The sequence below is a fragment of the Segeticoccus sp. genome (assembly GCF_035708005.1).
Genome location: NZ_DASSTI010000169.1, coordinates 14,738 through 27,580, shown reverse-complemented (window position 1 = coordinate 27,580; position 12,843 = coordinate 14,738). Strand labels below are relative to the sequence as shown.

Genomic DNA, 12,843 nt, shown 5'->3' with positions numbered 1-12,843 from the left:
CGGTAGTCCGTGTTCTGGTGGCGAGAGCGGCTGGTCGAGCCGCCCGGGAGCCGGCTGGAGTGGGGCTTCACCGACCGTGACGGCGGCCTGAGCACCGGTCCCTGCCAGGGGCTGAACCTCGGTCGCCACGTCGGTGACGATCCCGAGACGGTCACCGCCAACCGGGCGCTGCTGGCGCAGGAGCTCGGGCTCACGCCGGACCGGTTGGTGTTCATGCACCAGGTCCACGGCGCCGACGTCTCCGTGGTCGACGGCCCGGGGACCGGCGAGGCCCCGCGCGCCGACGCCCTGGTCACACGCCACCCCGGTCTCGCCCTCGTCGTCCTGGTCGCCGACTGCACCCCGGTGCTGCTCGCCGACCGCCGCCGGGGCGTCGTCGGTGCGGTGCACGCAGGACGTCCGGGGATGATGGCCCGCGTCGCGACGGCGGCCGTGGAGGCGATGCGCGACCTGGGCGCCCGCGACCTCGAGGCGGTCGTCGGCCCGTCGGTGTGCCCCCGCTGCTACGAGGTGCCGGCCGAGCTGCGCGACGCCGCAGCACGGGTGACCCCGGTCGCCGCGTCCGTCAGCCGCGAGGGGACCCCGGCCATCGACGTCGCCGGCGCGGTCGTCGAGCAGCTGCGCGAGGCAGGGGTACGGCTGCGCTGGGTCCCCGGCTGCACCCGCGAGTCCGACGCCCTGTACTCCTACCGGCGCGACCACCGGACCGGCCGCTTCTGCGGCGTCGTGCACCTGCTCGACGCGACGCCGGGGGACACCCGGTGAGCGCCCCTCCGTCTGCCGGCGTGCCCGACGCGGCGCGCACCGCCGAGCTGCGCTCGCGCCTCACCGAGGTCTGCGACCGCATCGACCGCGCCTGTATGACGTCCCGCCGGGACCCGGCCGAGGTGCACCTCGTCGTGGTCACCAAGTACTTCCCGTCCTCCGACGTCCGTGCCCTGGCGAGCCTGGGCGTGGCGGACATCGGCGAGAACCGCGACCAGGAGGCGGCGGAGAAGATCGCTGAGCTGGCGGACCTGCGGGGGCGGCTGACCGTCCACTTCATCGGTCAGCTGCAGACCAACAAGGCCAGCTCGGTCGCCGGCTACGCCGACGTCGTGCACTCGGTGGACCGCCCGAAGCTGGTCCGCGCGCTCGACAAGGGCGCGGCGCGCGCCGGACGTCGGCTCGCGGCGCTCGTCCAGGTCGACCTGCGCGATCAGGAGTCCGGTGGGGGGCGCGGTGGCGCGAGCCCGGAGCAGGCCGCGGCGCTCGCGGACGCCGTCGCCGACTCCGAGCACCTCGTGCTGCGCGGCGTCATGGCCGTCGCGCCGCTGGGAGCCGACCCGGCACCCGGGTTCGCGCGCCTGCGGGAGGTGGCGGACGGCATACGGGCCCGGCATCCGCAGGCGAACTGGATCTCCGCAGGGATGAGCGGTGACCTCGAGGCTGCGGTGGCCCACGGCGCGACACACCTGCGTGTCGGCTCGGCAATCCTCGGCTCGCGGCCCCCGCTTCGGTAGCGTCGAGCCGGCGACGTCGGAGGAGCCGTGAGGACGGGTCGACGGCGACGGTGCAGGAGTCGTGAGCGGCTCTTGGGGCGATCACGCGAGCAGGCACGAGAGAACAGGAGCCGGTCCTATGGCGGGGGCACTGCGCAAGACCATGGAGTACCTCGGTCTGGCCGAGGCGGACGAGCAGTACGACGACTACGACGACGCCTACGCAGGCGAGTGGCAGGACGAGGACGACCGTCGAGAGGCGGCCCGCGACGTGCGGGAGGAGCCCTCCCGCAGCGAGCGCCCGGCGCCGGTGACCCACCTGCCGCAGCGCACGCCGGTGGCTCGCGTCGTCCGCGACCACGAGGTGGGCACGTTGACCCGGATCACGACGATTCACCCCCGCACCTACAACGAGGCCAAGAACATCGGCGAGAGCTTCCGCGAAGGCGTGCCGGTGATCATGAACCTCACCGACATGGACGACTCCGATGCCAAGCGGCTCGTCGACTTCGCGGCCGGGTTGGTCTTCGGCCTGCACGGGTCGATCGAGCGGGTGACCAGCAAGGTCTTCCTGCTCTCGCCGTCGCACATCGAGGTCGAGGGCTCCGAGCCGGCGAACCCCAAGTCGACCCGAGGCCTGTTCAACCAGAGCTGACCGGGCGCCGGGTCACCGGCACCGCACAGGCGCGCCCCGCCGCGTCACGCGTGCCGGTGACCCGGCGGACACCGGCTGCAGCCGCCACCGCACACTGACTCCATGGCCGTCCTCCTCGAGATCATCCGGATCCTGCTCTACCTGTTCCTCCTCGTGCTCATCGGGCGGCTCGTGCTGGACTGGGTCCAGGTCCTGGCGCGGGAGTGGCGCCCGCGGGGACCCATGCTGGTGGTGGCCGAGGGGGTCTACACCATCACCGACCCCCCGCTGAAGGTGGTCCGCAAGGTCATCCCGCCACTGCGGCTGGGCAACGTGCAGCTCGACCTCGCGTTCATGGTGCTGCTGCTCGTGGTGTGGGTGCTGCTGGCCATCGTCTAGTCTGAGGCGGAAACATCCGCCGCCGCGCGGCGTCCGCCCCCACCCTCCCCAGCTCGTGGGCGGTGCTGTGCGGCCTGTCTCCCTGAGGTGTCTTGATGGCGTTGACTCCCGAGGACGTGGTCAACAAGAGTTTTGCGGCCACGCAGTTCCGCCGTGGCTATGACGAGAGCCAGGTCGATGACTTCCTCGACGAGGTGGTGACCGAGCTGCGTCGGCTGACCGGCGAGAACGAGCAGCTCACCCAACAGCTCGAGGAGTGCCGCAAGAGCAAGGGCTCCGCTGTGGCCCCGCCCGCCGCGGCTGGTGCGGCTGGTGCCGCCACCGCTGACGGGGAGCTGAAGAAGGCCGAGGAGGCGCGCGCCCGGGCCGAGGAGCAGGTGGCCGAGCTGCAGCGCGAGCTGGAGGCCGCGCGCACCCAGGGCGCTGGCACCGCTGACACCAGCGGCGAGGGCTCGGGAGCACAGACCGCCGGCACCGACACCGCGAAGCTTGCTCCCGCCGCAGCCACCGGTGACGCCGCCGGCGTCATTGCGCTGGCCCAGCGGCTCCACGACGAGCACGTCTCGGCTGGCAAGTCCACCGGTGAGCGGCTCGCTCGGGAGGGTCAGGAGAAGCACGACAAGCTCCTCGCGGACGGGCAGAGCAAGCACGACGAGCTGCTCTCCACCGGCAAGAAGCAGCACGACGACCTGCTGGCGAAGGCCCAGGCCCGCCACGACGAGCTCGTCTCCACCGCCCAGCGCAAGCACGACGAGCTGATGAGCACTGGCAAGTCCCGGCACGACGAACTGATCGCCGAGGCCACCAGCCGGCACGAGTCGATGATCACCGAGGCCCGGGACCGCTCCACCGGCATGATCGCCGAGGCGCAACAGAAGAAGCAGGCCGTGCTCGAGGAGCTCGCCCGCGAGCGCAGCGAGCTGCAGAAGCAGATCGACCGGCTGCGAGGCTTTGAGCGCGACTACCGAGCCCGGCTGAAGAGCTACCTGCAGGAGCAGCTCGGCGAGCTGGAGAAGATCGCCGTTGCGCCCTCCGCCCCGCAGGGTGACGCGGCCGCGCAGCCCGGCCCCGGCGGATCGGCCGAGCGGCAGCACGGCTGAGCCGTCCGTCCACCTGCTCCCCGCCGGTGTGCCGCTCGCCCCGGCGCGGTTGCTGTCCGTTCCTCGCGCGCTCCGCGGCGCGACACGCGTAACGATTGCGTGTCGCGCCGTTGAGCAAGCGAGGGGGACGTCCTATTGTCAGCGCCACCTGACCGCTGTGTCTGCGCCAGCGGCGACGACCGAGGAGCCGCGTTGGCCGTGCGGGCACCGTGGCATGACCGGAAGGGCGACATGGCTGTGAAGAAGGGGACGGCTGCCGACGGTGCCGGGAGCGGCCGGCCGCGGTCGGCCGGCTCGGGGGGCGGCGGGAAGCGGGCTGGGGCGAAGGTCACCCCGGCGAAGAAGACGTCGGCGAGCACGACCATGAGCACGAGGACCACGGCGAAGAAGTCGGCCGCCACGAAGACCGCCGCGAGCAAGACGGCGGCGAGCAAGACCCCTGCCCGGAAGGCCGCGTCGGCGAAGGCAGCGCCGGCAAAGGCAGCACCGACAAAGGCAGCGGCCGCCGCGAGTGCGACGAAGGGGACAGCCACGCGCGCAGCGAAGGGCACGGCCAAGCCCGCGGCCAACAGTGCCGGGTCGACCGGCAAGAAGTCAGCGGGCCGGCAGACCGTCGCACCGTCCACGCGGAAGAAGTCCGCTGCCCCGGGCGCCGCCCCACAGTCCAGCACGACGAGTCCTGCTACACAGAAGTCCGCCGCGAAGAAGGCCGCCGCGAAGAAGGCCTCCGCGAAGGAGCCGACCACGAAGAAGACGACCACCAAGAAGGCGGCCACCAAGAAGGCCACGAGCAAGACGGCGGCGAAGAGCTCCACGAAGGCAAGCGCCAACCCCCCGAAGAAGGCGACCACGAAGAAGAACACGGGGCAGGCGGCGACGAAGGCCCCCACGAAGAAGGCCGCAGCCACGACGTCGACCACGAAGAAGGCGGTCGCCAAGACCCCGCGGAAGACGGCGGCTGCCCCAGGCCGGGGAGCGGACGCCGCGACCCCGATCAACGGCACGGCCAGGGCACTGCCGGTCCGGGAGGACGAGGCCCCGTGGACCGCAGCCGAGCTCGGTGCCGTGAAGGCTGAGCTCGAGGCCGACGTCGCCCGGCTCGAGCTGGAGATCGACGAGGCGGAGGTCGAGCTGGTCGGCCTGATGCGGGACGCCGGGGACGGCGCCGGTGAGGACCAGGCCGATGCCGGCACCAAGACCTTCGAGCGCGAGCACGAGATGTCCGTGGCGAACAACTCCCGGGTCATGCTCGAACAGAGCCTGCACGCCCTGGAGCGGATCGCCGGCAAGACCTACGGAACGTGCGAGTCGTGCGGCAACCCCATCGGCAAGCTTCGCCTCCAGGCCTTCCCTCGTGCGACCCTGTGTGTGTCATGCAAACAGAAACAGGAGCGCCGCTGAGCTCGGCGCCGACGCCCGACCCCGGTTCGACCCAGAGCACAGATCGCCCGGTCGGGCGTCGTCGGCCGCTCGTCATCACCCTCGTGCTGGTGGCCGTGGTGGTCTATGCCCTCGATCGCGCCACCAAGGCCTGGGCGGTCGGCCACCTCACTCCCGGTCAGCCGCAAGACCTCGTGGGGTCGGTCCTGCGGCTGAACCTCATCAACAACCCGGGTGCGGCCTTCTCGATGGCCACGAGCGCCACGTGGCTGCTCACCCTCATCGCCGTGGGGGTTGTGGTCGCGATCCTCTACACGGTGCGTCGGCTGCACAGCTGGGGCTGGGCGTGGGCGCTCGGCCTGCTGCTCGGAGGCGCGTGCGGCAACCTCACGGACCGGATGATCCGGCCGCCGGGCCCCGGACGAGGCCACGTCGTGGACTTCCTGCAGCTCCCGCACTGGCCGATCTTCAACGTCGCTGACTCCTCGATCGTGTGCGCGGCCGTGCTCATCGTGTTGCTCGCGCTGCGCGGCATCGGGGTCGACGGGCGGCGATCCGCCGACGGGAAGCACGAGGCCTCGGATGGCTGAAGTCCGCACCCTCCCCGTGCCGTCCGGCCTGGAGGGGGAGCGGGTGGACGCCGCCCTGGCGCGGCTGTTCGGGCTGTCCCGCACGCGAGCAGCCGACCTCGCGGCCACCGGGTCGGTCCTGCTGGACCAGCGGCCGGTGGGCAAGTCCCACCGGGTGCGCGCCGGTGACTGGCTCGAGGTGACCCTGCCCGAGCCCGGCAGCCAGGAGGTCCCCGTCGACGCGGAGCCGGTGCCCGGCATGACCGTCATCCACGACGACACCGAGATCGTGGTGGTGGACAAGCCGGTGGGGGTCGCGGCGCATCCCAGCGTCGGCTGGAGCGGGCCCACCGTGGTCGGCGGCCTCGCGGCGGCCGGCTACCGCATCTCGACCTCCGGTGCGTCGGAGCGGCAGGGCATCGTCAGCCGGCTGGACGTCGGCACCAGCGGCCTCATGGTCGTGGCCAAGAGCGAGCGGGCCTACTCCGTGCTCAAGCGCGCCTTCAAGCAGCGCCGGGTCGACAAGACCTACCACGCCCTCGTCCAAGGCCTCCCCGACCCGCTCGAGGGCACCATCGAGGCGCCCATCGGTCGTCACCCCGGGCACGACTACAAGTTCGCCGTGATGAGCAGCGGCAAGCCGAGCACCACCCACTACCAGCTGCTCGAGGCGTTCCGCTCCCTCTCGCTGCTCGACATCCACCTCGAGACGGGGCGCACCCACCAGATCCGCGTGCACTTCGCCGCGGTCCACCACCCGCTTGCCGGCGACCTGACCTACGGCGCCGACCCGGTCCTGGCCGCCCGCCTGGGCCTGCAGCGACAGTGGCTGCACGCCGTCGGGCTCGGCTTCGAGCACCCCGGCAGCGGCGAGTACGTCACCTTCACCAGCCCCTACCCCGAGGACCTGCAGGCCGCCCTCGACCGGGCCCGCCACTGACCGGCCACCCCGCGAGTCTTAGGGACATCTCGGACGCCCCAGCAGCCGAAACGTCCCAAAGACTCGCAAGCGGCCGGGGCGCGGAGGAGGGGTTCGACGGCCACCCGCGTGCCGTCATACCGGCGTCGGTGGCGACGTTTAGGATCATCCTCGATGTCCTCCCAGCCCGCTCCCGACCAGAACTTCGCGCACCTGCACGTGCACACGGAGTACTCCATGCTCGACGGCGCGGCGCGCATCGACGAGCTGTGCGAGTCGGCCGCACGGATGGGTATGCCGGCCGTCGCCACGACCGACCACGGCTACGTCTTCGGGGCCTACGAGTTCTGGAAGAAGGCGACCAAGCACGGCATCAAGCCGATCATCGGTGTCGAGGCCTACCTCACGCCGGGCACGCACCGCAGCGACAAGACCCGGGTGAAGTTCGCCGACGGGGGACGCAACGACGTCTCGGGCTCGGGTGCCTACACCCACATGACGTTGCTGGCGCGCAACAACAACGGCATGCACAACCTGTTCCGCATGGCCTCGCTCGCGTCGCTGGAGGGCTACTACTTCAAGCCGCGCATGGACCGTGAGCTGCTGCAGACCTACGGTGACGGGCTCATCGCCACCACTGGGTGCCCGTCCGGCGAGATCCAGACCCGCCTGCGGCTGGGGCAGTATGCCGAGGCGCGCGAGGCCGCGGCGGAGTTCCGGGACCTCTTCGGTGCGGAGAACTTCTACTGCGAGCTGATGGACCACGGCCTCGGCATCGAGCGCGACGTCCAGAAGGAGCTGCTGCGGCTGGCGCGCGACCTGAACCTCCCGCTCGTCGCCACCAACGACCTGCACTACACCAACGCCGAGGACGCCAAGGCGCACGCGGCACTGCTGTGTGTGCAGTCCGGTTCGACGATGATGGACCCGGGCCGGTTCAAGTTCGACGCCGACGAGTTCTACCTCAAGTCCGCGGCTGAGATGCGCCACGTGTGGCGTGAGCTGCCGGAGGCCTGCGACAACACCCTGGCGATCGCCGAGCGCTGCAACGTCTCGTTCACCGAGGGCGAGGGGCGCTACATGCCCCGGTTCCCGGTGCCGGAAGGGGAGGACGAGACCAGCTGGTTCATCAAGGAGGTCGAGAAGGGCCTGCGCGAGCGGTTCCCGGAAGGGGTGCCCGACTACGCCCGCGAACAGGCCAAGTACGAGGAAGAGGTGATCGTCGGTAAGGGGTATCCAGGATACTTCCTTGTCGTTGCCGACTTCATCAACTGGGCCAAGCGCAACGGCATCCGGGTGGGTCCGGGCCGTGGCTCGGGCGCCGGTTCGATGTGCGCCTACGCGATGCGGATCACCGACCTCGACCCCATCCCGCACGGGCTGATCTTCGAGCGCTTCCTCAACCCCGAGCGCAAGTCCATGCCCGACTTCGACGTCGACTTCGACGAGCGCCGGCGTGGTGAGGTCATCAAGTACGTCACCGAGAAGTACGGCGAGGAGCGCGTCGCCCAGATCGTCACCTACGGCACGATCAAGGCCAAGCAGGCCGTCAAGGACGCCTCGCGGGTGCTGGGCCACCCGTTCTCGATGGGCGAGCGGCTCACCAAGGCGATGCCCGCCGATGTCATGGGCAAGGGCGTGCCGCTGTCCGGCATCTACGACCCAGAGCACCCGCGCTACGCCGAGGGCAACGAGTTCCGCGCCCTCGTCGAGGAGGACCAGCAGGCCCAGGAGGTCGTCGAGACCGCCAAGGGACTGGAGGGCCTGAAGCGGCAGTGGGGCGTGCACGCTGCCGGCGTGATCATGTCGAGCGAGCCGCTGCTCGACCTCATCCCGATCATGCGCCGCGAGCAGGACGGGCAGATCATCACGCAGTTCGACTACCCGACCTGCGAGACGCTCGGCCTGGTCAAGATGGACTTCCTCGGCCTGCGCAACCTCACGATCCTCGACGACGCGGTCGAGAACGTGAAGATGAACCGCAACTTCGACCTCGACCTCGAGGCGCTCTCGAAGGACATGACCGACGCCAAGACCTATGAGCTGCTCGGTCGGGGCGACACCCTCGGCGTGTTCCAGCTCGACGGCGGCGGCATGCGCACCCTGCTGCGGCAGATGCAGCCGGACAACTTCGAGGACATCTCGGCGGCCCTCGCGCTCTACCGACCCGGCCCGATGGGCGTCAACGCCCACACCAACTTCGCCCTGCGCAAGAACGGCAAGCAGGAGGCCATCCCGCTCGACCCGCAGCTCAAGGGCAAGCTGCAACCGGAGATGGAAGAGGCACTCAAGCCGATCCTGGGGGACACGCACGGCTTATGCATCTACCAGGAGCAGGTGATGGAGATCGCGCAGAAGCTTGCCGGCTACACGCTCGGCAACGCGGACCTGCTGCGGCGCGCCATGGGCAAGAAGAAGAAGGAGGTGCTCGACGCCGAGTACGTCCCGTTCTCCGAGGGCATGCGCGCCAACGGCTACTCCGACCAGGCGGTCAAGGCGCTGTGGGACGTGCTCGTCCCGTTCTCCGACTACGCCTTCAACAAGGCCCACACGGCGGCCTACGGGCTGGTGTCCTACTGGACGGCCTACCTCAAGCAGCACTACGCCCCGGAGTACATGGCCGCGCTCCTGACGTCGGTCAAGGACGACAAGGACAAGATGGCGGTCTACCTCAACGAGTGCCGCCGGATGAAGATCAAGGTGCTGCCGCCCGATGTCAACGAGTCCGAGGCCAACTTCACCCCGGTGGGCGAGGACATCCGCTTCGGCCTGACTGCGGTGCGCAACGTCGGCGGCAACGTGGTGGAACAGATCGTCGCGGCGCGACGCGAGAAGGGTCGCTACACCGACTTCGCCGACTTCATGGGCAAGGTGCCGCCGCAGGTGTGCAACAAGCGGGTGGTCGAGTCGCTGATCAAGTCCGGGGCGTTCGACTCGTTGTCCCACCGCCGCCGGGCGCTGGTCACCATCCACGAGTCCGCGGTCGACCAGTACGTCGACATCAAGCGCAACGAGGCGATCGGCCAGGACTCACTCTTCGCGGGCCTCGACGAGGACGCCGGCTCCGGCGACTGGGGCGTCGCGATCGTGATCCCCGACATCGAGGAGTGGGACAAGCAGACGCTGCTGGCGCACGAGCGGGAGATGCTCGGGCTCTACGTGTCCGACCACCCCCTGCAGGGGCTCGAGCACGTGCTGGCCAACGCCGCCGACTGCACCATCGGCCACCTGCTCGCCGACGAGGAGCGTCCCGACGGGGCCACGGTCACCGTCTGCGGCCTGGTCACCACCGTCCTGCGCAAGGTGACCAAACGGGGCGACGCCTGGGCGATGGTCACCCTGGAGGACCTCGAGGGCGCCATCGACGTGCTGCTGTTCCCGAGCGCCTACCAGCTCGCGAGCACCCTGCTCGTCGAGGACACCGTGGTGACGGTCAAGGGCCGGCTCTCGCGCAGCAAGGAGCAGCCCGAGCTGCACGGCCAGGAGGTCACCGCCCCCGACCTCGCGAAGGGTGGCGTGGGCCCGGTCGAGCTGTCGCTCCCGGTCACCCGGTGCACGGCGCCGGTGGTCGAACAGCTCAAGGAGATCCTGCGCACCCACCCGGGGGTCACCGAGGTGCGCCTGCGGCTGCTCGCCCGTGGGTCGACCAAGCTGCTGCGCCTCGACGACCGGCTGCGGGTCACGCCCACGCCGGCGCTCTTCGCCGACCTCAAGCAGCTGCTCGGTCCGGGGTGCCTGTCATGAGCGAGGAGTCCTCGGTCCGTTCGGTCGCCGCGCCGGTGCTGCGCGACGCGGGCGTCGTGCTGGCCTGGTTCGTGGTCTCGGCCGTGGTGGCAGCGGTGGTCTGGTGGCAGGTCACCCCGTTGCCGGTCTTCACCCGCACCCACACCGGCGCGGAGATGAACCCCGTGCAGCTGGGGAAGCGCGTGGCGGTGGACGGCTGGTACTTCGTGCTGGCGGTCGGCTTCGGAGTGGTCAGCGGTGTCGTGCTGACCGCCTGGCGGCGGCGCGACCCCATCTTCACCGTCCTGCTGGTCGCCTGCGGTGCCGGCCTGGCCGGCTGGCTGGCCGCCCGGCTGGGGCTGTGGCTGGGGCCGGCCTCGCCCAAGGAGGTGCTGGGCCGGCTCGCGGCCGGCCAGCACGCCCCCGTGCAGCTGGCCCTGAGCGCCCAGGGCGCCCAGCTGGTCTGGCCGATGGCGGCGCTGCTCGGTGCTGTCGGCGTTCTGTGGGGCACGGCGGCCGACAACCGCTAGGCTCCGGCGGACAACCACCACAAAACGGGGGAAACCATGTCTGACCAGCCCGACACCGCCCAACCCACGGGAGGCCAGCCCCGGGGCCGGCGCACCGCTGTCCTGGCCGCGGCGTCGGTGGCGGTGGTCGCGGTGCTCGGCGGCGGTGCGTGGGCCGCCGCGTACGTGCTCGGCGGTCACGGGCCGCAGCCCGAGGAGGTGCTGCCGGCCTCGACCCTGGCCGAGATCAGCATCGACATGGACCCCTCCGCCTCGCAGAAGGTGGCGGCGTACCGGACCCTGCGCAAGTTCCCGGCGCTGGACCAGAAGCTCAGCAACGACGACCCGCGCAAGGCGCTCTACGACGAGCTCGTCAAGGGCTCCGGCTGCAGCAGCGTCGACTTCGCCAAGGACGTCGAGCCCTGGCTGGGCGACCGGGCCGCACTGGCGGCCGTGGACCTCCAGGGCAACAGCCCGGCGCCGGCACTGGCCGTGCAGGTCTCCGACGAGCAGCAGGCGAGGAGCGGCATCCAGCGGCTCGTGCGCTGCGGCCACCCCGGCCCGGACTTCGGCTACGCGTTCGCCGACGGCTACGTCATCGTCTCCGACAGCGCCGAGCACGCGCGCACCATCGCCACCGCCGGACAGCAGTCCCCGCTCTCCGCGGACGCCGCCTTCACCAGCGCCGAGGGGCAGGTGGGTGACCGGGGAGTGGTGAACTTCTACGTGGCCACGAAGGCCGCCGACTACCTGGCCGGACACCTCTCCCAGCTCACCGGCAGCCAGCTCTCCTCCCACGACCTGCTCACCGCGCGCAAGCAGGTCTCACACTTCCGCGGGCTCAGCGGCACCGTCCGCTTCGCCGACGGCGGGATGGAGCTGGCGGCGGTGGCCCGCAGCGACAAGCCGACTCCGACGTCCACCCGGGCAGGCACCGCGGTCGCCGCGCTGCCCGCCGACACGGCCGTGGCCTTCGGCCTGTCCGCACCGCGGGACCTCGCCACCCGCCTGGTCGACCAGGCCTCCGGCGCGTCGGGGGAGGGCCCCGACCAGTTCGCCGCGCAGATGGAGACGATGACCGGGCTGCAGCTCCCGCAGGACGTCCAGACCCTGCTCGGCGAGGCGTTCACGTTCTCCCTCGGTGGCGCGGTGCCCGACCTGCACACGGTGCGGAGCCCCGCGGACATCCCGCTCGGCGCCACCATCACCGGTGACACCGGCAAGATCGAGGGCGTGATCCACAAGGTCGAGGAGCGCCAGGGTGTCTCCCTGGACCAGCTGGGGGTGGCCGAGAGCGCCCGGGCCGGGCGCGTCGCGCTCGCCTCGTCGAAGTCCTACGCCACCACGCTGCTCTCCGCCGGAGGGCTCGGCGCGTCCGAGACCTTCCGGCAGGTGGTGCCCGAGGCCGGCAACGCGGCCGGCGTGTTCTACCTCGACTTCGACTCGAAGTGGGTGCCGTCCCTGCTGGACCTGGCCAGCAAGCAGGGCGCGCCGCCGGCGGAGGTGCAGAAGGTGCGAGCCAACCTGGCTCCGCTGCGGGCCCTGGGCGTGAGCTCCTGGACCGACGGCGACACCGGGCACTTCCTCGTCAAACTGACCACCGACTGACGCCCCCCGGCCCCGACGCGCCTCAGCGCGGGCGGCCGATCCCCGCCGTGGTGGCCTCGAGCAGCCGCACCAGGTCCTCCGGCGCGACACCGAGGTCGACCCCGCGCCGCCCCGCGGAGACGTAGACGACCGGGAAGTCCAGGGCGCTCCGGTCGACCACCGCGGGATGGCGGCGCTTCTGGCCGAACGGCGAGATGCCACCCACGACGTACCCCGTGGCCCGCTCCGCGAGCGCCGGGTCGGCCAGGGTGGCTCGCTTGCCCCCGGCCGCCGCCGCGAGCCCCTTGAGGTCCAGCTGCCCGGCCACGGGTACCACGGCCACGACCAGGGCGCCGTCGACGTCCGCCAGCAGGGTCTTGAGCACGCAGGCCGGGTCGAGGCCCAGCGCCGCCGCCGCTTCCAGGCCGTACGACGAGGCCGCCGGGTCGTGCTCGTAGGAGTGCACCGTGTAGGACACGCCGGCGCGGTCCAGGGCGACCGTCGCGGGGGTGCCGACGTGGTCCTTGCGCTTCTTCGCCACC

The 12,843-nt window shown here is 71.2% G+C and carries 12 protein-coding genes; 11 read left to right on the top strand and 1 reads right to left on the bottom strand.

Going from position 1 to position 12,843, the window contains the following annotated elements:
- Nucleotides 1–9 precede the first annotated feature (9 nt).
- The 11 genes from pgeF to VFL99_RS16195 all read left to right on the top strand — a co-directional run bounded on the left by pgeF (nucleotide 10) and on the right by VFL99_RS16195 (nucleotide 12,322).
- Nucleotides 10–765 (top strand): peptidoglycan editing factor PgeF, encoded by a 756-nt coding sequence (pgeF, locus tag VFL99_RS16245; RefSeq protein ID WP_325107399.1) that lies wholly within the window; start codon nucleotides 10–12, stop codon nucleotides 763–765.
- Nucleotides 762–1,502, top strand: a complete 741-nt coding sequence (locus VFL99_RS16240; protein WP_325107398.1) for a YggS family pyridoxal phosphate-dependent enzyme — start codon at nucleotides 762–764, stop codon at nucleotides 1,500–1,502. The genes pgeF and VFL99_RS16240 overlap by 4 nt, the downstream gene beginning before the upstream one ends.
- Before the next feature lie 118 nt (nucleotides 1,503–1,620).
- A complete protein-coding gene (locus VFL99_RS16235; protein ID WP_325107397.1) occupies nucleotides 1,621–2,136 on the top strand; it encodes a cell division protein SepF in 516 nt (171 codons plus the stop codon).
- Nucleotides 2,137–2,238: 102 nt separating this feature from the next.
- The gene (locus tag VFL99_RS16230; RefSeq protein ID WP_325107396.1) at nucleotides 2,239–2,514 is read left to right on the top strand and encodes a YggT family protein; all 276 of its coding nucleotides are present in this window, start codon (nucleotides 2,239–2,241) and stop codon (nucleotides 2,512–2,514) included.
- Nucleotides 2,515–2,609: 95 nt separating this feature from the next.
- Nucleotides 2,610–3,614: a DivIVA domain-containing protein gene (locus tag VFL99_RS16225; protein ID WP_325107395.1), complete on the top strand. Its 1,005-nt coding sequence runs from the start codon at nucleotides 2,610–2,612 to the stop codon at nucleotides 3,612–3,614.
- A 231-nt stretch (nucleotides 3,615–3,845) separates the two neighbouring features.
- Nucleotides 3,846–5,015 carry a TraR/DksA C4-type zinc finger protein gene (locus VFL99_RS16220; protein WP_325107394.1) on the top strand — a complete coding sequence of 390 codons (1,170 nt, stop codon included), beginning with the start codon at nucleotides 3,846–3,848 and terminating at the stop codon, nucleotides 5,013–5,015.
- Nucleotides 5,016–5,104: 89 nt separating this feature from the next.
- Nucleotides 5,105–5,584: a signal peptidase II gene (gene lspA / locus VFL99_RS16215; protein WP_325107393.1), complete on the top strand. Its 480-nt coding sequence runs from the start codon at nucleotides 5,105–5,107 to the stop codon at nucleotides 5,582–5,584.
- On the top strand, nucleotides 5,577–6,503 hold the full coding sequence (locus tag VFL99_RS16210; RefSeq protein WP_325107392.1) for an RluA family pseudouridine synthase: 927 nt from the start codon (nucleotides 5,577–5,579) through the stop codon (nucleotides 6,501–6,503). Before lspA ends, VFL99_RS16210 begins: the two co-directional genes overlap by 8 nt.
- A gap of 153 nt (nucleotides 6,504–6,656) precedes the next feature.
- Complete coding sequence (gene dnaE / locus VFL99_RS16205; RefSeq protein ID WP_325107391.1) at nucleotides 6,657–10,226, top strand: DNA polymerase III subunit alpha; 3,570 nt, start codon at nucleotides 6,657–6,659, stop codon at nucleotides 10,224–10,226.
- The gene (locus tag VFL99_RS16200) at nucleotides 10,223–10,735 is read left to right on the top strand and encodes a hypothetical protein (protein ID WP_325107390.1); all 513 of its coding nucleotides are present in this window, start codon (nucleotides 10,223–10,225) and stop codon (nucleotides 10,733–10,735) included. Before dnaE ends, VFL99_RS16200 begins: the two co-directional genes overlap by 4 nt.
- 36 nt (nucleotides 10,736–10,771) lie before the next feature.
- Nucleotides 10,772–12,322: a DUF3352 domain-containing protein gene (locus tag VFL99_RS16195; protein ID WP_325107389.1), complete on the top strand. Its 1,551-nt coding sequence runs from the start codon at nucleotides 10,772–10,774 to the stop codon at nucleotides 12,320–12,322.
- Between the two features lie 22 nt (nucleotides 12,323–12,344).
- Here the strand turns inward: VFL99_RS16195 and ybaK are convergent, their stop codons facing one another.
- On the bottom strand, nucleotides 12,345–12,842 hold the full coding sequence (gene ybaK / locus VFL99_RS16190) for a Cys-tRNA(Pro) deacylase (protein WP_325107388.1): 498 nt from the start codon (nucleotides 12,840–12,842) through the stop codon (nucleotides 12,345–12,347).
- Nucleotide 12,843: the final 1 nt, after the last annotated feature.